Below are 20398 nucleotides of genomic sequence, written 5' to 3'. Positions count from 1 at the left end.
GCCTCGGGGGGAGCAAACTTGCTGGAGAGGGCGGTGTGTCGGGCATGGTGGTGCTGACTGGTCTTCCTCCCCCCCCCCCCCCCCCGCTCCCACAAAGATTACTGTTGCTGGACTGAGATCACCGGCGCGGGCGTCGGCGAGACGAACACCTTGGCATGCATCTGCTCACACCCACCGCCCCTGCGCATGCCGCGTACCGGGCAGGCATCCAGATAGTCCAGGCCCACCGCCAGTTTCAGATGGCGCTCGGGACGGGCCAGTTCGTTGGTCACATCGAAGCTGTACCAGGCGTCCTCGAGCCAGGCTTCGGCCCAGGCATGACTGGCCAGATGCTCGCTGTTTTCGCTGTACAGATACCCCGACACATACCGCGCCGGAACGCCGAGGCTGCGAGCACAGGCGAGAAAGGCATGGGTGTGGTCCTGGCACACGCCTGAACGCCCGGCGAAGGCCTGGGCGGCGCTGGTGTCCACCTCGGTGGCGCCCGGCGTGTAGGTCATGTGCTGGTTCAGGCCATGCATCAAGTCGATCAGTGCGCTACGGTCCCGGCGTTGCTTGCAGGCCTTCTCGGCAAACGCACGTAACGCCGCGTCAGCCTCGGTCAAGCGAGTGAAGCGCAGGAACGGCAACGCCGACTGGCTCTCGTGCTCGGCTTCGCGCAACTCGTCGATATCGACCTGGCCACGGGCGCCGATGACGATCGCTTCGTGGGGTTCGTCCAGTGTCAGTACGTGCAAGATGTTGCCGAACGGATCGAGTTGCGCGCGCACCGGACGCGGCAGATCGAGCTGCCAGCTGAGTACATGTTGGCGCTCACTGTCGTGGGGTGTCAGCCGCAAATACTGGATGCTCGCCCGCACCTGATCTTCGTAGCGATAGGTGGTTTCGTGGCTAATGGAAAGTCTCATGCAGCCTCCAGGTATGAACTGTGAATCGCGTTGCCCAACTGGCGCACCAGCGGGATGAACTCGGTCAGCCAGGCGTGCAGGCCTTCGTCGAGGATTTCGTTGATGCCGGTATAGCGCAGGCGCGCGTCCATTTCCGCCGCCAGGCGTTGCGCGGGACGACCGTTGGCCCCTGGCAGCTGGGCAAGGATCTGGTCGATTTCTTCGGTGCAAGCCCGCAGGGAACGCGGCACGTCCGCACGCAGCAACAGCAGCTCGGCGACATGCCGGGCCCCTGGGGCGTCGCGGTAGATTTCCGTGTAGGCCTCGAACGACGACAGCGCTCGCAGCAACGCGCTCCACTGGTAGTAGGCGTGAGCCGTGCCATCGCTGACCGCTTCTGCCTGATCGCCGGCCATTTCGTAACGGGCATCGAGCAGGCGCAACGTGTTGTCGGCCCTTTCGATGAACGTGCCCAGGCGAATGAAGCGGAAGGCGTCATTGCGCATGATGGTGCCGTAGGACGCGCCACGGAACAGGTGGGAGCGTTCCTTGATCCACTCGCAGAAACGGCTCATGCCGTAGCGACTCAAACCTTGCTCGGCGATCCCGCGAATCTCCAGCCAGGTGGCGTTGATGTTTTCCCACATGTCGGCGGTGATGCGTCCACGCACCGCGTGGGCACTGGCCCGCGCCGCACCGAGGCAGCTGTAGATGCTCGCCGGGTTGGTCGCGTCCAGGGCGAAAAAATGCAGCAGTCGTTCGGCATGCAGTTCGCCGTGACGTTCGAGGTAATCGTCCAGGGTGCCGGTAATCAACAGCGGCATGGCCAATTCGTGCAGACCGTTTCCACGTCCATCCTGTGGCATCAGGGACAGCGAATAACTGATGTCGAGCATACGTGCGAGGTTTTCCGCCCGCTCCAGGTAACGCGACATCCAATACAGATCCGAGGCAGTTCTACTTAACATGACAGGCTTCCTTCAATCCTCGACCACCCAGGTGTCCTTGGTTCCGCCACCCTGGGATGAATTCACCACCAGGGAACCCTCACGCAGGGCGACACGGGTCAAGCCGCCGGGCACGACCCGGGTTTCACGACCGGACAATACAAACGGACGCAAATCGATATGGCGCGGCGCGATGCCGTTTTCGACAAAGGTCGGACAGGTCGACAGCGACAGTGTCGGTTGCGCGATGTAGGCATGGGGCTTGGCGATGATGCGCGCACGGAAGGCTTCGATTTCCGCAGCGGTTGCCGCCGGCCCCACCAGCATCCCGTAACCGCCGGAGCCCTGGGTTTCCTTGACCACCAGTTCCGGCAGATTGGCCAGCACGTGAGAAAGTTCGGAGGGATTACGGCATTGCCAGGTCGGCACGTTCTTCAGGATGGGTTCTTCGTCCAGGTAAAAACGGATCATGTCCGTGACGAACGGGTACACCGACTTGTCATCCGCCACGCCCGTGCCGATGGCATTGGCCAGCACCACATTGCCGGAACGGTAGGACGACAGCAGCCCCGGCACACCGAGCATCGAGTCCGGGTTGAACGCCAACGGATCGAGGAATGCATCGTCGAGTCGGCGATAGATCACATCGACGGCTTTCGGTCCGTCGGTGGTGCGCATGTAGACCTTGTCGTCACGCACGAACAGGTCAGCGCCTTCCACCAGCTCCACGCCCATTTCCCGCGCCAGAAATGCATGTTCGAAGAACGCACTGTTGAAGCGCCCTGGCGTCAGCACCACCACGCTCGGGTTGTCGATCGGGCTGGAGCTTTTGAGGGTATCGAGCAGCAGGTTCGGGTAGTGATCGATGGGCGCGATGCGTTGTGCCGCGAACAGTTCGGGGAACAGGCGCATCATCATCTTGCGGTCTTCGAGCATGTAGCTGACGCCGCTGGGCGTGCGCAAATTATCCTCGAGCACGTAATAAGTGCCGTCGCCATCGCGCACCAGATCGACACCAGAGATGTGCGAGTAGATATCGCGGTGCAGATCCAGCCCTTGCATCGCCAACTGGTATTGCTCGTTGGCCAGCACCTGTTCGGCCGGAATGATGCCGGCCTTGATGATCCGCTGCTCGTGGTAAAGGTCGGCGAGGAACATGTTCAACGCCTTGACCCGCTGGATGCAGCCGCGTTCGACCACGCGCCATTCGCTGGCGGGAATACTTCGAGGAATGGTGTCGAAGGGAATCAGGCGCTCCGTCCCTTGCTCATCACCGTAGAGCGTGAAGGTAATCCCGGCGCGATGAAATAACAGATCGGCCTCGCGTCGCCGTTGTGCCAGAAGCTCGTCAGGCGTCTCGGCCAGCCAACGGGCAAACTCCCGATAATGCGGGCGGACCTGGCCGCCGGCATCGTACATCTCATCAAAATAGGTGCGGATCATGCCGTACTCCTTGTCACCCGGACATCCAGACCTTCGCAAGGCCCGTGCCATCGGCATAAACGCTTTGATATCAATCGGTTGGATAATCAATACGCAGACACCGCACCAATCCTGTGCGATAACGGCACCAACCTGATTGCCCCCGCTTCATTGCAAGGCAATGTTGCTGTCTATCACCAGCATAGCCAGAGTTGATTTCACTGCCTGGCCAGGGCTGCGGATAATTCGCACATCCGCTGAAGAAACTTCGCTGACGTTCACCGGCGAATTCTTCAGCACGACTGACTCAACGGTATTCATTTGGCTGCTAGGGCAGCCCGGTCCGGCGTGCTCTGACCGGTTTTCCTCCTTACCGGTCTTCCCTTTTAGCCACCCGCTCAGGTGGCTTTTTTTTGCTTGCTGCACATGATCAGAAACAAATTCTGTAGGTGCCGGCTTGCTGGCGATTCTTTATTGAGCCCTGCGGTGTTTGAAAGGACGCCATCGCCAGCAAGCCGGCTCCTACGGGATGAGGTATCAGAAACGAAAACGGCCAACCCGAAGGTCAGCCGTTTGTGCCGGTTGCTGCTCATAATTTTATGCGAGTCGCCCTCGTATCTCCTGCTTGACACCCCAGCCTTCAATGATGCCGCCCAATGGCTCGACCACCGCTTCAAAGCCCTGCTCGAAATCACCAATGTCGTCGTAGGTGGCGTACATCACCTTGCTCAGTTCCAGCGCCCACGCGCCGTCGTCCCGCACACTGACCTGCGCATTCAGGGATTCTCCTCGATGAAAATGACCTGCCGCCCTGCGTGCCCGCTCCTCGTCCGGGAAAATGGCGTAGAACTCGATGGGATGGAACCGTGAAAAGTCAAAACCGCCTTCTTTCATGCGGCGCAGCACGCTGCTGCTGATGTCTTCTTGGTAGGCTGTGCTCATGAAACGTCCTCCTCAAACCGATGGATAGACTTTCCGTACTCCCTGCGCGCGCCCCCCCTGGATGCGGGCGTTTCGGCAATCGATGTGCCGGCGGGAAACAAGCATGAAGCTGAAGACCAGACCTTAGCGATCCGTTCGCTGATCTCGCTTGCAGAGTAGCCCCAGGACAGAGCGGCTGCCAAGGCCTGGTTGAGACTGTGACAGGTGATGTTCAGATTGGCGTGATGCCGAGGATTTGAATGCTGTTCTGCGCTTTCAGGTTTTTGACCGTCGCATCAGCGGTTCGCCCTTCCAGATCGTTCAGATCCAGCTTGGCGGCGACAGGAAGGAACCGTTCCTTGATGAGTTTGGCGGCCTGCTCGTGACTCGGGCATTCCTCGCACTCGAAGACTTCGTCGATGGTTTCACCATGATCATCCACGAAAGTGACTTTCCACTTTGACATCGGAGCCTCCTCAACCAAACCCGCGAATGGGCTTACACCTATCTCGACTTTAGCTCGAATTGATCGTTCCAATGGATTACAGCAGACAGGATGTAAAAACAAAGAACCTGTGGGAGCGAGCCGGCTCCGGGCGGCGTTCCGACGAAGGCGGTATACCCGTCGACATTTCAATCGACGGCGAGACCGCTTTCGCGAGCAGGCTCGCTCCCACAGTAATTATGCATCAGGCATCAATCATTGCTCGGTTTGCCCACGGCCTGCAGCACGTACTGCGGCAAGGCGAACGCGCCGATGTGTATCTCCGGATTGTAGTAGCGCGTGACGATGCCGCTGCCTGCGAAACGCTGTTGCAGGGTTTCCCGGGAAATTTGGCGATAAGCGGTATTGGTCGAGCCCCAGGCGAAGGTCATCGAGCCGCCGATGTAGGTCGGCACCGCCGCCTGGTAGAAGTGCCAGTCCGGGAACAGGCTGCGCAGGCGACCGGCGGTGGTTTTGACTTCTTCGATCTGCATGAACGGTGTGCCGTTCTGGGTCACCAGGATGCCGCCTTCGTTCAGGCAGCGGTGGCAGGCCTGGTAGAAGTTTTCCGAGAACAAGACTTCACCTGGACCGATCGGGTCGGTGGAGTCGGAAATGATCACGTCGAACTTTTCCGTGGTAGTGGCGACGAAACGCATGCCGTCGTCGATCACCAGGTTCAAGCGCGGGTCGTCATAGGCTCCCTTGGAGTGATTCGGCAGGAATTCCTTGCACATGTCGACCACGGTGCCGTCGATCTCGACCATGGTGATGTGCTCGACACTGCGGTGCTTGGCCACTTCACGCAGCATGCCGCCGTCGCCGCCACCGATGATCAGCACGCGCTTGGCAGCGCCGTGGGCTAGGATCGGCACGTGAGTGAGCATCTCGTGGTAGATGAACTCGTCGGCTTCGGTGGTCTGGATTACGCCGTCCAACGCCATGACCCGACCCATGCGCGGGTTTTCGAAGATGACCAGGTGCTGGTGTTCGGTGCGCACTTCGTGCAGCAGTTTGTCCATGCGAAAACGCTGGCCGTAGCCTTCGTAGAGGGTTTCCAGGTAGTCGCTGGTTGGGGTAGTGCTCATGGGAAGTGCTCCGATGAATGCGGGTGGCAACGGACGGTTACCCGCCCATGATGGCCAATCGAATGCCTCGATTGCCCGGGAAAGGCGCGCATTCTACGTTGCGGAAGATGACAGGTCGAACCTTCATGACCGCCTGCACAAAGATCAATGTGGGAGCGAGCCTGCTCGCTCCCACATGGAAATGCGTGTGCAATCAGATCCGGACATCGCCTCTCGGCCCGGCAATGGCCCAGATGATCAGGCCCAACACCGGCAGCAGGACAATCAACAACACCCAGAGGATTTTCATCCCTGTTTCGGCGCCACTTTTCAGCACGTTGATGATGGCCCAAATGTCCAGGGCAAGAATGATCAGGCCAACCAGGCTGTTAAAGGTGGAACCCATGGTGACGCTCCCTAAGTGTGGTATGCCCCTTAGGATAGCCGGCCGTGGCGAGGGTTCCCTTTTATTGACAACGTCACCACCTCAGACGTGGATGGCGACTTTCAAGGCTTCCAGGGCAGGCGCCGCGGCGATGCCGACTTCGGCGCACAACTCGAGCACCCGTGGCACGTCGTTGCCGTAAACCAACACCACTTGCAGTTCATCGTCGAGCAACTGGCTGAGGTTCATCAGCACGTAGCCGCCGTTTTCCTTGTTCAGGCTGCTCATTTGCACCTGAATACGATTGAGCGCTGTCAGCGCCTCGGTTTTTGCCAGTTGTTTGGGCTTGAGATTGAATTCCACACCCGGGCCGAACGAGGCCACGATCTGCGCGAACAGGTCCATGTAAGTGTCGGCCTGGAACAGCACGGTGTCCGGCAGACTGCCGACAACCACCCACTCACCCAGCGGGATCGGGAAGGTGTCGTCGTAGTTGATGTCCGGGTTGGCCGTCAGAAAACCCTCAGGATCCGCGTAAGCCTGGGCCGCTTCATCGGCGACCTTGAGGATTTCGTCTTCGCCCATGCACCCGGAGCTGATTTTGCTGATGAGTTCGACGAGTGCGGCTTTCATGGGGAAGATCCTGTAGCGAGGGAATTTTGAGGGCGCGAAGGATAACGCATTCAGCAGACGCCACAGAAATTCTGTGTCAGCCCAGCAGTTTTTCCAACTGCACAACGGTGTCCGCCGCACCCAGTGTCCTGGCCGCCTCCAGTGCCGTTACGCCATTGGCGTCCTTGGCTCTCGGGTCGGCGCCTTTGCTGATCAGGTAATCGACGACTTCGACGCGGTTGAACATCGCCGCCATCATCAGTGCAGTCCGACCGTCAAAGGACGAACCGTCAACCTGCGCGCCACCTTCGACCAGTGTGGTGACCATTGCCAGGTCACCCTTGAAGGCTGCGCCAGCGATCGGGCTCTGGCCGTTGTCGTTGCGGATTTCCGGATCGGCCTTGTGTTCGAGCAGGACTTTCACGGTGTCCACGTGACCGTGGTACGCGGCCAGCATCAGCAAGGTGTCGCCCTTGTGATTGCGCAGGTTCGGCGGCAGGCCTTTGGTCAGCAGCGCAGCCATCATGGCCGCATCGCCCTCCCGTGCCTTGTTGAATACCTGTTCGGCAAACTCGGCGGCTTCTTCGGGTGTCATCTGGCGGCTTTTGTCTGACATTGAACGCTCCACATTCAGTTATTCACAATGCCGACAGTTTCCCGAGCCGTCCCGGCACTGTCACTTCTTTTTTCTGATGCAGAGCCATAGCCAGATTCAATAGCGGTACTTTCCAGCCTGAATGTCCGAAAGGATCTGTTCGGAGACCTGTACATAAGTGTCAGTCCCCGGCAGCCAGGCGTAGATAGGGTCATCGCCGGTTCTTCCCGGGTCGAAACCTTCGTCCTTGAGCCGGACCTTCTGATACTTGAATGTCCCGGTGGTCTCCATTTTCACTTTCAGACGCAGAAACAACGGCACGGCATAGGCCGGCATTTGCTGCCGGACAAACGCCAGCAATTCACTGAAGTCCAGGGTGGCGAGGGACTCGGCCGGAGTAATCGCCGCCATCCCGGCTCGACCATTGGTGTTGGGGATTTCCACGCCATAGGCCACGGCTTCGGAAACTTGCGGATGCTTGAGCAGCGCGTTCTCGACTTCGGTGGTCGAAACGTTTTCCCCCTTCCAGCGATAGGTGTCGCCCAGTCGATCGACAAACTGTGCGTGGCCAAAACCGATGTTGCGCAACAAGTCACCGGTGTTGAAGTAACGGTCGCCCTTCACGAACACATCGCGGCATACCACCTTCTCGGTTTTCTGCGGATCGGTGTATCCATCCAGCGGCGCCTTGTCGTCGATTCTCGCCAGCAACAGCCCCTGCTCGCCCTTGCCGACCTTGCGCATGAAACCATTGGCTTGGCGGGTCGGCGCACCGCTGTCGTGGTCGTACGCTGCCAATTCCCAGGACATCAGGGAAAAACCGACGGTGTTGTCGAAATTCAGGATATTGGTGAAACCGATATTGCCGTCGCTGGCGGCATACAGCTCGCAGATGTGCTTGATGCCAAAACGCGTCTTGAACGCCCTCCACGCGCCGGGACGCAGGCCATTGCCGATCATTTTGGTCACGCCGTGCCGATTGTCGTCGGCACTGGGCGGTTGATCGACCAGATAACGGCACAATTCGCCGACGTAGCCGATGGTGGTCGCACGGTACTTGCGCACATCGCTCCAGAACTGGCTCGCGCTGAACTTGCGGCGGATGGCAAATCCGGAAGCGCCACTGATGGCCGAGCCCCAGCACACACACAAACCGGTGGCGTGATACAGCGGCAAGGTGCAATAGACGACGTCCGTCGGGCGCATATCCAACGCGATCATGCCGAAGCTGACGGAGCTGCGCATCCAGCGCCCGTGTTTGAAAACCCCGGCTTTGGGCAATCCGGTGGTGCCCGAGGTGTAGATATAGAAACAGGGGTCGTCGAAGAAAACCTGCGCACTGCTGGCCGGGTTTTCACTGTCGGCATCAACGCTGGCGGTCATCAGATTGATGAAACCCTCGGGGGCGATGCCAGGATGGTCGTAGGTGTTTTGATCGGCGACAAACCAGGTTCGCGCAGCCTCGATCGCCACCCGCTCCCGAACTGCCAGAAACGCCGGAACCAGCTCCTCGCCGACCACGATGGCGGCCGGTGCGACCAGGTTCAGGCTATGGACGAGGGCATCTCGGGTCAGTGACGTGTTGAGCAAGGCACTGATTGCGCCGACCTTGGCCACCGCCAGTATCGTCACCAACAGCTCAGGGCGGTTCTCGATGAACACCGCCGCCACATCGCCCTTGCCGAGGCCTTGTTCGATCAGATGATAGGCGATGCGATTGGCCCACCGATTGACCTGTGCATAAGTCAGCGAAACCTCGCCGTATAGCAATGCCGGGCCGTCAGGGTTGCGCAGCGTCGCCTGTTCGAAACTCCAGCCCAGTCCACACGATTGGGTCGGGTCCGTGACGTTGGCGGCTTTCATGCCCTTCACCACGCGCGGAATGGCTTTGGCAATGGAGGGCAGCTTGCGGAGCATCATGCCCCAGGTAATCGTGTCGCTTGGCGTGCGGCTCATGATGGCTCCCGTTCGCTCTTTTTATTGTCGGGCGGCGCTGATTAAAGCCCGAAAATACGTCAACGGTTCTTGAGCTGTACACGCGGTTTTTGAAATGTTTTGTATCTGCGACAGCGCTGTTGGAAACCGCGAGCACAGGCACGCACAAAGGTTCCATCGAATCGCCGACTACCCCGCAAAATGCAGGATGCACGATGGCCATTCTTGCAAATTGCACGAAAACGAAATTCCGCCAAAAAATTAAGTGCTTGTTTTTAAAGAGTATTTAACGATACCCGGTACTGGCACAATCACTGCAACGCTCTGTGCATGCTTGCCATTCAAGTCATCACGGAGCTGAAAGACATGAACCTGATCCAGGAAAAATTCACATCCTTGTTCTCCAACTTCGAAGTCACCACGCAGGCTCGCCCGGATGGCGGGATTCTGCTGACCTTGCGTGGCTCCGAGGACAAAGTCTTCAAGCGCTCGATTTCCTACCAGCAACTGCACAATGGCGATCAACTGTCGTGGGTCATCAGCGCGATTCGTCGTGATCTCGCCGAGCAAGCCAGCGAACTGCCGCAGATTTCCATGCTGCAGAGTCAGCAGCGGTTTGCCTTGCCGACCTATCACTCGGCGTAAATATTGTTTCCCTGTAGGAGCGAGCCTGCTCGCGATGATCTCGAATACGCCGTTGGACATCAGGTCTCCTGCGCTATCGTTCACGACCATCGCGAGCAGGCTCGCTCCCACAGGTTTTTTGTTGTCTAGAAAGTGGTGGGATCAATTCGGGCAAAACTGTCCACAGTGACATGCCCCGCCAGTTCCCCACCCTCACGGGCCAACCCGCAAGTCGCCATCCCCGCCGCGCGCGCTGCGTCCAGCTCTTCGACGATGTCCGACAGGAACAGAATCTGCGAAGCCTCAAGCTTGATCGCTTGGGTGATGTTGGCGTAGGACTTCGCCTCGCGCTTCGGTCCCGATGTGGTATCGAAGTAGCCGCTGAACAGCGGCGTCAGGTCCCCCGCCTCCGAGCAGCCGAAGATCAAGCGCTGGGCCTGAATCGAGCCTGAGGAATACACGAACAGTTGATAACCGGCCTGATACCAGCGCTGCAACGCTTCAACGGCATCCGGGTACACATGGCCCTTGAGTTGCCCGGCCTGGTAGCCCTGCTCCCAGACCATCCCCTGCAAAGCCTTGAGCGGCGTGGCCTTGCGATCTTCGGCAATCCAGCCCAGCAGGATCTCGATGACGCGCTCGACGTCGGCGTCCGGCTCGTTGCTGTCCCGTCGCACAGCCTCCAGTTGCTCGGCGACGTCTGCGCGCGCGGCGTACTGGCGAACAAAATCCGGCAGATGTTTGGCCGCGTAAGGGAACAGCACGTCGAATACAAAACTCACCGCGCTGGTGGTGCCTTCGATGTCGGTGAGAATCGCTTTGATCGGCATCGGTTCAGTCCTCCAGGCGCGGGAATTGACCAGCGATGTTGTCACCCGTGAAATTGGCGACCCAGCCTTCCGGATTGTTGAACAGGCGGATCGCCACGAAATGCGGATGCTCACCCATGTCGAACCAATGCTTGGTACCGGCCGGCACCGAAATCAGGTCGTTTTTTTCGCAGAGCACGGCGTAGACGTAGTCATCGATGTGCAGGGTGAACAAACCACGACCGGCGACGAAAAAGCGCACTTCGTCTTCGCCATGGCGGTGTTCTTCGAGGAACTTGGCGCGCAGTTCGGCTTTTTGCGGGTGATCGCTGTTCAGGCTGATCACATCAACCGTAATGTAGCCACGCTCGGTCATCAGCTTGTCGATTTGTTCCTTATAGGCCGCGATGACTTCTTCCTGGCTGGCACCGGGCTGGATCTTCGCGGCGGCTTGCCAACGGTCGAAGCGCACGCCCTGCTCGGCCAGGGTCGAGGCGATATCTTCGAAATGGGTCAGCACCTTGTTGGGAACTTCAGGGCTGGAGACGTGATAGACGGACAGACTGCTCATGGGGCAATTCCTCGGTATCGGCCGCGCCGTCCGGTTTGTGGACACCGGTCGGGCGCAGCGCTGCATCAGGCGATGGGCGACTTGTGGATAAGTCTGCCGTTAACGGTTCAACACGCTGCGGGTCTTCAACTCGCATTCGAACAAGAATTCAAAAGCCTCGATCTGCCGTAGTGCATCGCTCATCCGCGCGCCCCAGGTGTAGAGGCCATGACCGCGAATCAGATAGCCAACGCAATCGGGATGGGCGTCAAGCCAAGGCTGCACCTTGGCGGCGAGCCGCGCAATGTCCTGGTCGTTGTCGAAAATCGGCACTCGCACCCGGGACTCGTGGGTCGACACACCACTGAAGGCTTTTTGCAGTTCGTAGTCTTCGAACTCGATGAAATCCTGCGGCGTCAGGCGCGACAACACCGTGGCGTTCACCGAATGCGTGTGCAGCACGGCGCCGATCTCCGGGCGCCAGCTATAGAGCTGAGTGTGCAGCAGGGTTTCGGCGGACGGTTTCTTGCCCGGTTCCAGGCTGTTGCCCGCCAGATCAGTGGCGAGTACATCGTCCGGGCCCAACTGGCCCTTGTGCTTGCCGGACACCGTCAGCAAGGCTTCGGTCGGCGACAATCGGGTCGAATAATTGCTGCTGGTGGCCGGCGACCAGCCGCGGCCATACAAAAAACGCCCGGCGTCGATGATTTCCTGGGCGAGGTGTTCACGGGTAAGGCTCATGGCCTGTCCTCTTGCATACGTGTGGCAATGATAACGGCAGCCGCGACGGCTGCGAGACTGGCAATACTAAAGGTCAATGCCGCGCCGAGAGCATTCCAGCTGTAGCCGGAATACAACGCGCCCAACGCACCGCCAGTGCCGGCCAGCGCAGCGTACAACGCCTGGCCCTGCCCTTGCTGACGCCCGCCGAAGCTACGTTGCACGAATGAAATGGCAGCGGCATGAAAGCTGCCGAAGGTCGCTGCGTGCAGGACCTGGGCAAACAACAGCACCCAGAGAAACTCAGCCAGCGAACCGAGCAACAACCAGCGCAACGCCGCCAACAGGAAACTGGCCAGCAACACTCGCCGTAGCGAAAAGCGCGCAAGGATCCGGCTCATGGCCATAAACATCAATACCTCAGCCACCACGCCGACGGCCCAAAGCATGCCGATCACACCGCGGCTGTAACCCAGTTGCTCAAGGTGCAGGGTCAAAAACGTGTAATACGGCCCGTGGCTCATCTGCATCAATGCCACGCAGGCGTAAAACGCCAACACTCCGGGGCTGCGCAACTGTTTGAGAAAGCCCTCGCCTGTCGGTCGATTACCCTGCGCCGGTTGGGCGTTTGGCACCCACAGGCTGCTCAGGACAATACCGGCCATGATCAGCACCAGTGCGGCCGGATAAATATCCAGGCTCAGCCATTCGAACAAGCGCCCGAGCGCGACCACGGTGATGATGAAACCGATGGAGCCCCACAGGCGGATCTGGCTGTAGCGTGAAGTCTGCCCCTGCAAATGCGCCAGGGTGATGACCTCGAACTGCGGCAACACTGCATGCCAGAAGAACGCATGCAAGGCCATGACCATCGCCAGCCAGGCGTAAGTCTTGCTGACGAAAATCAGTGAGAACGTCAGCAGCGTGCAGACGGCACCGAAGCGCACGATGGCCAGTCGCCGGCCGCTATAGTCGCCAAGCCAGCCCCAAATGTTCGGCGCCACGCAGCGCATCAGCATCGGGATTGCCACCAGCTCGCCGATACGCGCAGCGGAAAAACCCAGGTGATCGAAATACAGCGCCAGAAACGGCGCTGTCGAACCGAGCAAGGCGAAATAGAACAGATAGAAGCTGGAAAGCCGCCAGTACGGCAGCGCCGCCACGCCCATCAGACCGTGGCGGCGATAAGGTCAGCCATTACAGCTGACCCAGCACCGGCGTGCTCACCTGCACATCGGCGTTCTGCCCACGGTGACGCAACAGGTGGTCCATCAGCACGATGGCCATCATCGCTTCGGCAATCGGCGTGGCGCGGATGCCGACGCAAGGATCGTGACGGCCCTTGGTGATGACCTCCACCGGATTGCCATGGATATCGATCGAGCGGCCCGGCGTAGTGATGCTCGACGTTGGTTTCAACGCCAGATGCGCAACGATCGGCTGGCCGGATGAAATACCACCGAGAATGCCGCCGGCGTTGTTGCTGAGGAAACCTTCCGGGGTCATTTCATCGCGGTGCTCGGTGCCGCGTTGGGCGACGCTGGCGAAACCGGCGCCGATTTCCACGCCCTTCACCGCGTTGATGCTCATCAGCGCATGGGCCAATTCAGCGTCAAGACGGTCGAAGATCGGCTCACCAAGGCCCGGCATCACACCTTCGGCGACCACGGTGATCTTCGCGCCAACCGAATCCTGATCGCGGCGCAGTTGGTCCATGTAGGCTTCCAGCTCTGGAACTTTGTCCGGATCAGGGCTGAAGAACGCGTTCTGTTCCACCGAATCCCAGGTCTTGAACGGGATTTCGATCGGGCCGAGCTGACTCATGTAGCCGCGAATGACGATGCCCTGGGTGGCCAGGTATTTTTTCGCAATGGCGCCAGCGGCCACGCGCATGGCGGTTTCACGGGCCGAGCTGCGACCACCGCCGCGGTAATCACGCTCGCCGTACTTGTGGTGATAGGTGTAGTCGGCGTGGGCCGGGCGGAACAGATCCTTGATCGCCGAGTAGTCCTTGGACTTCTGGTCGGTGTTGCGGATCAACAGGCCGATGGCGCAACCGGTGGTGCGACCTTCGAACACGCCGGAGAGGATTTCGACTTCGTCGGCTTCCTGGCGCTGGGTGGTGTGGCGGCTGGTGCCGGGTTTGCGTCGGTCCAGGTCGCGCTGCAGATCTTCCAGCGAGATCTCAAGGCCCGGCGGGCAGCCATCGACAATGGCGACCAACGCCGGACCATGGCTTTCGCCAGCGGTGGTGACAGTGAACAGCTTGCCGTAGGTATTGCCGGACATGCAGGACGCTCCGTGAAATCGAACCCAAATACGTAATGGGCGCCAGTATACGCAGGCTACCCAAGTAGTTCATCCTCGAACCTTACGGGTGTCTGCGAGTCCAACCGGCATCCTGTTAATGATGGCGCGATGATGCTGCGAGTTTTGATCTTGAGCCTAACCCTGATATCCGGCTTCGCCCAGGCTACAGTCCTGCAACGGCCGATCACTTTGGACACCGGCAGCGGCGAGCTTTTCGGTTCACTGTTGCTGCCAAAATCCGACAAACCGGTACCGGTTGTCCTGATCATTTCCGGCTCCGGTCCTACGGATCGCGACGGAAACAACCCCGACGGCGGGCGCAATGACAGCCTCAAGCGCCTGGCCTGGGTGCTGGCCAAACACAATATCGCCAGCGTGCGTTACGACAAGCGCGGCGTGGCGGCGAGTCTTGCAGCCACGCCGGACGAGCGCAACCTGACGGTGGAGGCCTATGTCGCCGACGCCGAGGCCTGGGGCCGCAAACTCAAGACCGATCCCCGTTTCGGCAAGCTGATCTTGCTGGGGCACAGCGAAGGCGCATTGATCGCCAGCCTCGCGGCGCCAAGTGTCGATGCGGCGGCGGTGATTTCCTTGTCCGGCAGTGGCCGGCCGATCGATCAGGTCTTGCGTCAGCAACTGGCCCGCAACCTGCCGCCAGCGTTGATGCTGCGCAGCAACGAACTGCTCGACAGCCTCAAGGCCGGAACAACCGACGCCAACGTACCGCCTCAACTGCAGGTGATTTTCCGCCCGAGCGTGCAGCCGTACCTGATTTCCTTGTTCCGCCAGGACCCGGCGGCAGCTTTCGCCCGGTTGAAAATGCCGGCGCTGATCATCCAGGGCAGCAACGATATCCAGGTCGGTGTCGACGACGCCCGCCTGCTCAGGACGGCCAAACCGGACGCCGAACTGGCGCTGATCGAGGGCATGAACCACGTCATGCGCATCGTGCCGAACGACGTCAAGCGCCAATTGGCTTCCTATAAGGAGCCGAATTTGCCCCTGGCGGCAGAACTGGGTGCACGCATTCTCGGGTTTATTGACGAACTTCGCCCCAGTTAAGCCTCCAGTCTTGAAAAAAACGGCCGATAAGCCTTTGTCGCCAGCGCACTGGCTGGTGACAAGCTGAGCTTGGACAGGATCTCGCCGTTATGACCGATACCCCGACTTCACCCGACACCACCGCTGAAAAAGACGCACCGCCAGCGGTCGAGCTGCCATGGGCGGACGTCCGCGTCGAGCACCACAAGATGCTCCGCCTGGCGCCCTTGCAGACCGATCGCAACACCGGCGGACGCCCCTTGCGCTTTGTCGAATTCGGTTACGCCGAACGCAACGACAAACAACGCAGCCTGATGCGCATGACCATCTCCCTGCCCGGCCAGCGCGTGCGCAAGGAACAGAATCACCTGGATGTGTGGGTCGACCACAGCGAAAAACGCGTGCATTTCGGTCCGGACAGCGGCCTGCAGATCGAGCCGATGAACCGCGGCATCGGCCGTTTCATGGCCGCGCAAGGCATCAACTGGGCGAAGAAACGTTGGCCTGGCTACAGCGTCGACGGCACCGACCTGAACAACAAGGACGCGCTGAACGAAGACACGCGCCTGCGCCGCGATCACTTTTTGCGCGTCCATGGTTTTGATGTGGTTTATGCCGACGCCCAGCATTTGAAGGGCCGTGTCGAAAAGGTTCAGGTCGGCGACTTGCTGGGTGACTGGAACACGGAAAAACTGCAAATCGTGGAAATTCTTGAGGCCGCGCAAATGCTCCAGCAGGCCGAGCAGAACCTGGCCGAGCAGGAAGTCAAACTCAAGAAACATGAAGAAAAAGTCAGCAAGTACAAACGCGAAGACGCCGGGCTGCGTTTCACCATTACCTGTCTGGTGGCGTTTGCGGTGTTTCAGGCGGGGTTGTTGATCTGGATTGCGACGCACCGTTGAAAGCTTGAAAGCGCGGCGCGGCTATTCGCGAGCAGGCTCGCTCCCACATTGGATCTGCGTCGTTCACAAATCCCCTGTGGGAGCGAGCCTGCTCGCGAAGCTTTTAACGCTTAAACGCGAGAAGCGAACAGCGCCTGATGATCCCGGCACTGCTCGGCCGTCAACATGAACACGCCGTGCCCGCCACGTTCGAACTCCAGCCAGGCGAAGTCGACTTCCGGGTACAACGCTTCGACGTGTACCTGGCTATTGCCTACCTCGACAATCAGCAAGCCCTTCTCGGTCAGGTGATCCGCCGCTTCGGCGAGCATGCGGCGCACCAGGTTCAAACCATCATCGCCACAGGCCAGGCCCAGTTCCGGCTCATGCTGATACTCGTCCGGCATGTCGGCGAAATCTTCGGCGTCGACGTACGGCGGATTCGACACGATCAGGTCGAAGCGCTGACCCGGCAAGCCATCGAAACCATCGCCCTGCACCGTGTAGACCCGGTCATCGACGCCATGGCGCTCGATGTTCTGGTTGGCCACTTCCAGTGCTTCGAACGACAGATCGGCCAGCACCACTTCGGCATGCTGGAACTCGTAGGCACAGGCGATACCGATGCAGCCGGAGCCGGTGCACAGGTCGAGGATCCGCGCAGGCTCGGTGCCCAGCCATGGGGTAAAACGGTTTTCGATCAACTCGCCAATCGGCGAACGCGGGATCAGCACACGCTCATCGACGATGAACGACATGCCGCAGAACCAGGCTTCGTTCAACAGGTAAGCGGTGGGCACGCGCTCTTCGATGCGGCGTTTGAGCAACAACTGCAGGTGGACGATTTCGTCTTCCTCCAGATTGCAGTCGAGGTAGCTGTCGGAGATTTCCCATGGCAAATGCAATGCACCCAACACCAATTGACGGGCTTCGTCCCAAGCATTGTCGGTGCCATGGCCAAAAAACAGATCCTCCCCATGGAAGCGGCTGACGGCCCAACGGATATGGTCACGCAGGGTACGAAGGCGGGAAGTGATCACGACGGCAAACTCCAGAAAAATCGACGGGCGATTCTACCAGCCAAACGTCGCCACGACGACGCGGGAAAAACACCGGAGCAAATGTAGGACTATTCTGTTTTTTCTAGCTCGGGATTGAACAAAACGGACAACTTGACAACGCTGCACGCCAGTAACGACGGTGCCTACGATGGTAGCGATTCACAGAAGCGCTCAGCCAGAGGACAATGTCGCAAAAGCCCCACTCCAAGGAGCCCCAGAATGTCCGTTCCACAAACGATGTTTCAACTCAGCGGTCGCGGTTATGCAGCCGCCAAACTGAGTCATGCGACCCTCATCATCATCGATGCCCAGAAAGAATACCTCAGCGGTCCTCTGGCCCTGAGTGGCATGGATGCGGCGGTCGCAAACATCAAGAAACTGGTCACCGCTGCCCGGGCCGCTGGTCGGCCGATCGTGCATGTCAGCCATCTCGGCACCGTCGGCGGACTGTTTGACCCACGCGGCGAGCGCGGTCAATTCATTCCAGGGCTTGAGCCACTGACCGGCGAAATCAAGATTGAAAAGATCCTGCCGAGTGCATTCCATGGCACGGACCTGAAAAAGCGCCTGGAAGAACTGGGCTCGGTGGACCTGGTGGTGTGCGGCTTCATGAGCCATTCCAGTGTCAGCACCACGGTACGGGCGGCGAAAAACCTGGGGTTCCGTTGCACCCTCGTGGAAGACGCCTGCGCTACCCGCGATCTGCCATACAAGGGCGGTGTCCTGAGCGCCGAGCATGTGCAGCAGACCGAAATGGCGATCATGGCGGACAACTTTGCCGCCGTTGCCCAGACCAACGACCTGGTCTGATCGGCGTTTAATGAGCGGCCCATGTTGCCGCTCATCCGCAAAAGCCTCTCATTAGCCGCAATTGTCTTAGCCTCAGGAACATCCCGGTCAACTTCCGGTCGAAGGGCCGATACCCATTGAGGAAGGTCGGAATGAAGTTATCCGATGGTTTTGACGCTCGCCGCTTGCGGCCCAAAGGCCAACGCAATTGGCGATTTCGAATCGGCGCAGCGTTCGCTGCGTTGCTGGCAACGTGCGGAGTGTTGCTTGCCATGGCCGGTGTCGCCAGCTTGCTTGGCCACGCACCCGCCTTGGGCGAGTTGAACACCAACCGCGCCGGTGCGGCCGTGATTTTGGCCATTGGCTTGTTCGTGCTGTACATCGGTGTGTGGTTATGGCGCCGCTGCCGGCGTCGCTCACGTCAGTCGGCGGAGCTGGCCATGTCCCCGCACTTGATGAAAAAACACGACTGAGCCCAACGTCGCAATCGAACACCGCGCGTATTGTTGCGCGCCCATTCGCCTCGAGTTGGGTAAACTGGCCGCCCTTCGCGGAGGCTGACATGCAAGACGACGATTTTTCCCTTTTCAAAAACGCGATCCAGGGCGTCAAGCCCATCAAGCACGATCGCGCCGAAACCGGCAAACCCAAAGCCGACCGCGCGCAGATCGCCAAGCTGCGGCAGGCCGCCACCGTGCGCACCGAGACCACCACCGTCGACGGGCTGTCCGATCAGTTCGTCATCGATGTCGGACCGGAAGACGAACTGATGTGGGCCCGTGACGGCGTGCAGGAAAGCCAGATGCGCAAGCTCAAGGTCGGACAGATTCCGTTCGAAGGCAGCCTCGACCTGCATGGCATGACCGTGGAAAAGGCCCGGGAAACCCTTTGGGCTTTTCTGGCCGAAGCGACCAAATTCGAAATCCGCTGCGTGCGCGTCACCCATGGCAAGGCTGTGCGCCTGGACGGCAAGCGACCGATGATCAAAAGCCACGTCAACACCTGGCTGCGCCAGCATCCCCAAGTGCTCGGCTTCACCTCCTGCCAGGCGAAACACGGCGGGGCCGGAGCGGTTTATGTGATGCTCAAACGCACCATGATGGAAGGTCGCGACGAGTAAAGCTGATGCATCACGCTTGCAGCGTCGTGTCCGCCACCGTACCCTTGTTCTTTGCGTAAAATCCCACAGGTAGTTTCATGTCCCTGGAACAGAATTACACCGCGATCCTCGGCCAATTGGGCGAGGACGTGTCCCGCGAAGGCCTGCTCGACACGCCAAAACGTGCCGCCAAAGCCATGCAGTACCTCTGCCGCGGTTATGAACAGACGCTCGAAGAAGTCACCAACGGTGCCTTGTTCAGCTCCGACAACAGCGAAATGGTGCTGGTCAAGGACATCGAGCTGTACTCGTTGTGCGAACACCACCTGCTGCCGTTCATCGGTAAGGCCCACGTCGCTTATATTCCGAGCGGCAAGGTGTTGGGCTTGTCGAAAGTCGCGCGGATCGTCGATATGTACGCCCGCCGCCTGCAGATCCAGGAAAACCTCAGCCGCCAGATCGCCGATGCGGTCCAGCAGGTCACCGGTGCACTGGGTGTTGCGGTGGTGATCGAGGCCAAGCACATGTGCATGATGATGCGCGGCGTGGAAAAGCAGAATTCCACGATGATCACCTCGGTGATGCTCGGTGAGTTCCGTGAGAACGCCGCAACCCGCAGCGAATTCCTCAGCCTCATCAAGTAATTCGCCGCACGAAGAAAACCGGCTTTCATCGCCGGTTTTTTTTCGCCTGCAAAAAATCAGGTAAGCTGCGCGCCTTCTTCATTCGCCCCGTGAGGCTTGTAACGTGTTCGTCAAAGCGCTTCGTGTCGGCCTCGGCCAACTGATCATCTTCATCGACTTCCTCACTCGCCCCGGTAAGAAGCAGCGCCCCGCCGCCGCTCAGGCCCAGGTCGAAGTCGCCGCCAAGGGCCTGACCCTGTATCAGTTCCACGCCTGCCCGTTCTGCGTGAAAACCCGCCGCACCCTGCGTCGCCTGAATGTGCCGGTGGCGTTGCGCGATGCGAAGAACAACGAACAGGATCGCCAGACCCTGCTGGAGCAAGGCGGCAAGATCAAGGTGCCGTGCCTGCGCATCGAAGAAAATGGGAAGACCACCTGGATGTATGAGTCCAAGGTGATCATTGATTATCTGGATAAGCGTTTTGCTGCTATCTGATGTTTTTGTGGTGTGATTGATGGCCTCATCGCGAGCAAGCTCGCTCCTACAATGATTTGTAGCGCTCACAAAACCCTGTGGGAGCGGGCTTGCCCGCGATGAGGCCAGATCAGACACAGAGGATCTTCGGACAAAAATAA

The 20398-nt window shown here is 59.4% G+C and carries 25 protein-coding genes; 8 read left to right on the top strand and 17 right to left on the bottom strand.

Annotated features, from left to right (window positions below):
* Window positions 1-98: 98 nt before the first annotated feature.
* From ACSFE6_RS20050 to ACSFE6_RS20000, 11 genes are all read right to left on the bottom strand, one after another.
* Window positions 99-908 carry a transglutaminase family protein gene (locus ACSFE6_RS20050; protein WP_435429208.1) on the bottom strand — a complete coding sequence of 270 codons (810 nt, stop codon included), beginning with the start codon at window positions 906-908 and terminating at the stop codon, window positions 99-101.
* On the bottom strand, window positions 905-1855 hold the full coding sequence (locus ACSFE6_RS20045; RefSeq protein ID WP_435429207.1) for an alpha-E domain-containing protein: 951 nt from the start codon (window positions 1853-1855) through the stop codon (window positions 905-907). The genes ACSFE6_RS20050 and ACSFE6_RS20045 overlap by 4 nt, the downstream gene beginning before the upstream one ends.
* A gap of 12 nt (window positions 1856-1867) precedes the next feature.
* Window positions 1868-3277 carry a circularly permuted type 2 ATP-grasp protein gene (locus tag ACSFE6_RS20040; protein WP_056853817.1) on the bottom strand — a complete coding sequence of 470 codons (1410 nt, stop codon included), beginning with the start codon at window positions 3275-3277 and terminating at the stop codon, window positions 1868-1870.
* Window positions 3278-3424: 147 nt separating this feature from the next.
* Window positions 3425-3556, bottom strand: coding sequence for a hypothetical protein (locus ACSFE6_RS20035; protein WP_435429206.1), 132 nt, complete (start codon window positions 3554-3556; stop codon window positions 3425-3427).
* 297 nt (window positions 3557-3853) lie between these two features.
* Window positions 3854-4198, bottom strand: coding sequence for a ribonuclease E inhibitor RraB (locus tag ACSFE6_RS20030; RefSeq protein ID WP_435429205.1), 345 nt, complete (start codon window positions 4196-4198; stop codon window positions 3854-3856).
* A gap of 211 nt (window positions 4199-4409) precedes the next feature.
* The gene (locus tag ACSFE6_RS20025; protein ID WP_435429204.1) at window positions 4410-4643 is read right to left on the bottom strand and encodes a hypothetical protein; all 234 of its coding nucleotides are present in this window, start codon (window positions 4641-4643) and stop codon (window positions 4410-4412) included.
* A gap of 230 nt (window positions 4644-4873) precedes the next feature.
* Window positions 4874-5749, bottom strand: coding sequence for a polyamine aminopropyltransferase (speE, locus tag ACSFE6_RS20020; protein ID WP_435429203.1), 876 nt, complete (start codon window positions 5747-5749; stop codon window positions 4874-4876).
* A gap of 193 nt (window positions 5750-5942) precedes the next feature.
* Window positions 5943-6134 (bottom strand): PLDc N-terminal domain-containing protein, encoded by a 192-nt coding sequence (locus tag ACSFE6_RS20015; protein ID WP_435429202.1) that lies wholly within the window; start codon window positions 6132-6134, stop codon window positions 5943-5945.
* 81 nt (window positions 6135-6215) lie between these two features.
* Window positions 6216-6746: a hypothetical protein gene (locus tag ACSFE6_RS20010; protein WP_435429201.1), complete on the bottom strand. Its 531-nt coding sequence runs from the start codon at window positions 6744-6746 to the stop codon at window positions 6216-6218.
* A gap of 76 nt (window positions 6747-6822) precedes the next feature.
* Window positions 6823-7341, bottom strand: a complete 519-nt coding sequence (locus ACSFE6_RS20005; protein ID WP_435429200.1) for an ankyrin repeat domain-containing protein — start codon at window positions 7339-7341, stop codon at window positions 6823-6825.
* A gap of 96 nt (window positions 7342-7437) precedes the next feature.
* Complete coding sequence (locus ACSFE6_RS20000) at window positions 7438-9276, bottom strand: long-chain-acyl-CoA synthetase (protein ID WP_435429199.1); 1839 nt, start codon at window positions 9274-9276, stop codon at window positions 7438-7440.
* Between the two features lie 345 nt (window positions 9277-9621).
* On the opposite strand from ACSFE6_RS20000, the gene ACSFE6_RS19995 reads away from it, so the two are divergent.
* Window positions 9622-9900 (top strand): DUF3509 domain-containing protein, encoded by a 279-nt coding sequence (locus ACSFE6_RS19995; protein ID WP_435429209.1) that lies wholly within the window; start codon window positions 9622-9624, stop codon window positions 9898-9900.
* Window positions 9901-10025: 125 nt separating this feature from the next.
* Here ACSFE6_RS19995 and mtnC read toward each other — a convergent pair whose 3' ends face one another.
* From mtnC to aroC, 5 genes are all read right to left on the bottom strand, one after another.
* Window positions 10026-10709 carry an acireductone synthase gene (gene mtnC, locus ACSFE6_RS19990; RefSeq protein ID WP_435429198.1) on the bottom strand — a complete coding sequence of 228 codons (684 nt, stop codon included), beginning with the start codon at window positions 10707-10709 and terminating at the stop codon, window positions 10026-10028.
* A gap of 4 nt (window positions 10710-10713) precedes the next feature.
* The gene (locus ACSFE6_RS19985) at window positions 10714-11259 is read right to left on the bottom strand and encodes a 1,2-dihydroxy-3-keto-5-methylthiopentene dioxygenase (RefSeq protein ID WP_435429197.1); all 546 of its coding nucleotides are present in this window, start codon (window positions 11257-11259) and stop codon (window positions 10714-10716) included.
* A 99-nt stretch (window positions 11260-11358) separates the two neighbouring features.
* Entirely contained in the window at window positions 11359-11979 is a 621-nt protein-coding gene (locus tag ACSFE6_RS19980; protein ID WP_435429196.1) for a methylthioribulose 1-phosphate dehydratase, read from the bottom strand.
* A complete protein-coding gene (locus ACSFE6_RS19975) occupies window positions 11976-13127 on the bottom strand; it encodes an MFS transporter (protein ID WP_435429195.1) in 1152 nt (383 codons plus the stop codon). The genes ACSFE6_RS19980 and ACSFE6_RS19975 overlap by 4 nt, the downstream gene beginning before the upstream one ends.
* Before the next feature lie 28 nt (window positions 13128-13155).
* Window positions 13156-14247 carry a chorismate synthase gene (aroC, locus tag ACSFE6_RS19970; RefSeq protein WP_435429194.1) on the bottom strand — a complete coding sequence of 364 codons (1092 nt, stop codon included), beginning with the start codon at window positions 14245-14247 and terminating at the stop codon, window positions 13156-13158.
* Window positions 14248-14376: 129 nt separating this feature from the next.
* Here aroC and ACSFE6_RS19965 point away from each other — a divergent pair, with 129 nt between their 5' ends.
* Window positions 14377-15330 (top strand): alpha/beta hydrolase, encoded by a 954-nt coding sequence (locus ACSFE6_RS19965; protein WP_435429193.1) that lies wholly within the window; start codon window positions 14377-14379, stop codon window positions 15328-15330.
* Between the two features lie 89 nt (window positions 15331-15419).
* Entirely contained in the window at window positions 15420-16211 is a 792-nt protein-coding gene (locus ACSFE6_RS19960) for a hypothetical protein (RefSeq protein WP_435429192.1), read from the top strand.
* Window positions 16212-16321: 110 nt separating this feature from the next.
* Here the strand turns inward: ACSFE6_RS19960 and prmB are convergent, their stop codons facing one another.
* The gene (gene prmB, locus ACSFE6_RS19955) at window positions 16322-17230 is read right to left on the bottom strand and encodes a 50S ribosomal protein L3 N(5)-glutamine methyltransferase (RefSeq protein ID WP_435429191.1); all 909 of its coding nucleotides are present in this window, start codon (window positions 17228-17230) and stop codon (window positions 16322-16324) included.
* Window positions 17231-17470: 240 nt separating this feature from the next.
* Between prmB and ACSFE6_RS19950 the strand changes: the two genes are divergently transcribed.
* The 5 genes from ACSFE6_RS19950 to ACSFE6_RS19930 all read left to right on the top strand — a co-directional run bounded on the left by ACSFE6_RS19950 (window position 17471) and on the right by ACSFE6_RS19930 (window position 20258).
* Window positions 17471-18061 (top strand): cysteine hydrolase family protein, encoded by a 591-nt coding sequence (locus tag ACSFE6_RS19950; RefSeq protein ID WP_435429190.1) that lies wholly within the window; start codon window positions 17471-17473, stop codon window positions 18059-18061.
* A gap of 131 nt (window positions 18062-18192) precedes the next feature.
* On the top strand, window positions 18193-18513 hold the full coding sequence (locus ACSFE6_RS19945; protein WP_435429189.1) for a hypothetical protein: 321 nt from the start codon (window positions 18193-18195) through the stop codon (window positions 18511-18513).
* A gap of 89 nt (window positions 18514-18602) precedes the next feature.
* Window positions 18603-19160, top strand: coding sequence for a Smr/MutS family protein (locus tag ACSFE6_RS19940; RefSeq protein ID WP_435429188.1), 558 nt, complete (start codon window positions 18603-18605; stop codon window positions 19158-19160).
* 77 nt (window positions 19161-19237) lie between these two features.
* A complete protein-coding gene (gene folE / locus ACSFE6_RS19935; RefSeq protein WP_007988130.1) occupies window positions 19238-19783 on the top strand; it encodes a GTP cyclohydrolase I FolE in 546 nt (181 codons plus the stop codon).
* 103 nt (window positions 19784-19886) lie between these two features.
* Window positions 19887-20258 (top strand): glutathione S-transferase N-terminal domain-containing protein, encoded by a 372-nt coding sequence (locus ACSFE6_RS19930; RefSeq protein WP_435429187.1) that lies wholly within the window; start codon window positions 19887-19889, stop codon window positions 20256-20258.
* The last annotated feature ends 140 nt before the right edge of the window (window positions 20259-20398 follow it).

It is taken from the genome of Pseudomonas baetica (assembly GCF_051216495.1).
Taxonomy (GTDB): domain Bacteria; phylum Pseudomonadota; class Gammaproteobacteria; order Pseudomonadales; family Pseudomonadaceae; genus Aquipseudomonas; species Aquipseudomonas baetica_B.
Note: the sequence above shows the minus strand (reverse complement) of the source record. Positions and strands in the feature narration are given on the sequence as shown.